The sequence below is a fragment of the Streptomyces sp. NPDC005070 genome (genome assembly GCF_053600395.1).
Genome location: NZ_JBSFZS010000437.1, coordinates 1 through 1,809, shown reverse-complemented (window position 1 = coordinate 1,809; position 1,809 = coordinate 1). Strand labels below are relative to the sequence as shown.

2 protein-coding genes are annotated in these 1,809 nt (G+C 75.3%); one reads left to right on the top strand and one right to left on the bottom strand.

Going from position 1 to position 1,809, the window contains the following annotated elements:
* Positions 1-676: VWA domain-containing protein (locus ACWEBX_RS39990; protein ID WP_451889615.1), on the top strand; the 676-nt coding region annotated here is incomplete at its 5' end.
* Positions 677-706: 30 nt separating this feature from the next.
* Here ACWEBX_RS39990 and ACWEBX_RS39985 read toward each other — a convergent pair.
* On the bottom strand, positions 707-1,678 hold the full coding sequence (locus ACWEBX_RS39985) for an alpha/beta hydrolase (RefSeq protein WP_451889614.1): 972 nt from the start codon (positions 1,676-1,678) through the stop codon (positions 707-709).
* Between the last annotated feature and the right edge of the window lie 131 nt (positions 1,679-1,809).

Here is a 1,809-nt window from a genome sequence, read left to right as displayed (position 1 = left end):
GCCGCTCGCCCGCAAACTGGCCACCCGCCTCGCCGCGCGCCGCCGCCGCGCGCACCGCGGCACCATCGACCTGCGGCGCACCCTGCGCGGATCGCTGTCCACGGGCGGGGTGCCGATGCGCCCCGTGCTGCGCAGGCGCCGCCCCGTGCGGCCCGAATTGGTGCTGCTGTGCGATGTGTCGGGATCGGTGTCGGGCTTCTCGGACTTCACGATGCTGCTCGTGCAGGCGCTGCACGACCAGTTCAGCAAGGTGCGGGTGTTCGCCTTCGTCAACCGTGTCGACGAGGTGACCGGTCTGATCGGGCCGGGCACCGCCGACCCCGAGGGACTGAGCGCCCGGATCCGCGTGGAGGCGGCGATCACGGGCTGGCACGGCAGCAGCGACTACGGCGTCGCCCTCGGCGAGTTCGCCGAGCGGTACACCGGCGCGGTCGGCTCCCGGACGACCGTCTTCGTCCTCGGCGACGCCCGTACGAACATGAGCGACCCCAACCTGCCCGCCGTGCGGCAGCTCACCCGGCAGGCCCGCCGCCTGTACTGGCTGAACCCCGAGGCGCGCTCGCAGTGGGGGACGGGCGACTCGGCCGCTCTCGCCTACGCCGACCTCGTGGAGATGCACGAGTGCCGCAACGCCCAGCAGCTCAGCGCGCTGATCGGCCGCCTGCTGCCCGTCTGAACGGCCCACGGGCACGGCGGGTTCCGGCCGTCAGCGCGCCAGCAGCCTGCGCAGCCAGGCGAGCCGGGCGGCGCGGGCGGCCCGGGCGAGCTCGGCGTGCGGGGCGAAGGCGTCGAAGCCGTGGAAGCCCCCGGGCCACACATGCAGCTCGGCCACGCCGCCCGCCTGCCAGATCCGCGACGCGTAGTCGACGACCTCGTCCCGGAAGGTCTCCGCTGAGCCGACGTCGAGCAGGGCAGGGGGCAGGCCGGACAGGTCCGAGGCGCGCGCCGGGGCGGCGTGGGCGGGCACGTCCGGGCCGCCCCGGGCATCGCCCAGCACGGCGGTCCAGGCGGTCTCGTTGGCCGTACGGTCCCAGGCGCCGACGCCCGCCATCTGGTGCGCGGACGGACTGTCGTTGCGGTCGTCGAGCATCGGGTACATCAGAACCTGCCCCAGCGGCCGCGGGCCCTCACGGTCCCGGGCCAGCAGGGCGAGCGCCGCGGTGAGGCCCCCGCCCGCGCTGGCGCCCGCGATCACGATCCGCTCCGGATCGCCGCCGAGCTCCCCGGCGTGCCGCGCCGTCCACAGCAGCCCGGCGTAGACGTCCTCCACCCCGGCCGGATACGGGTGCTCGGGTGCCAGCCGGTACTCCACGGACACCACGATCGCGTCCAGCTCCCTCGCCCACTCCAGGACGACCTCCGCCCCGGCCCGGTTGGTGCCGAGGACCATCCCGCCGCCGTGGGAGTGGTAGATCACCGGGCGCGGCCCGTTCTCGGCCGGCGCCGAGGGCCTGATGACGAACAGCGAGATGTCGGGAGCGTCCTGCGGCCCGGGAACCGTGAGATCCGTGGTCGTGAAGGCGCCGCCGTCGGTGAGGTCGTACGCGGGTACGGCGGTCCGCTGGACGGCGCGCAGGGCTGCGATGTCCGCCAGGGTCGGCCCCGACGGCTCGGAGGGACCGGCCGCCGCGAGGGCGGCATCCAGTTCGGGGTCGAACGGTGGCGGTACCAACAGCATGACGTCTCCTCGCGCCGAGCCCGGCGGCTCCCGGATCCCATGATCGGGCGCCGTGCTCCCGGACCGGGAGCCGCCGTACGGCGGAACCTGCCCCCGGCCCGGCCGGTCATGCCCGCCGCGGTGACGCCCGA

Coding starts and splice junctions, on each gene's coding strand:
- ACWEBX_RS39985 (WP_451889614.1), bottom strand. CDS start 1,678: ATGCTGTTGGTACCGCCACCGTTCGACCCCGAACTGGATGCCGCCCTC.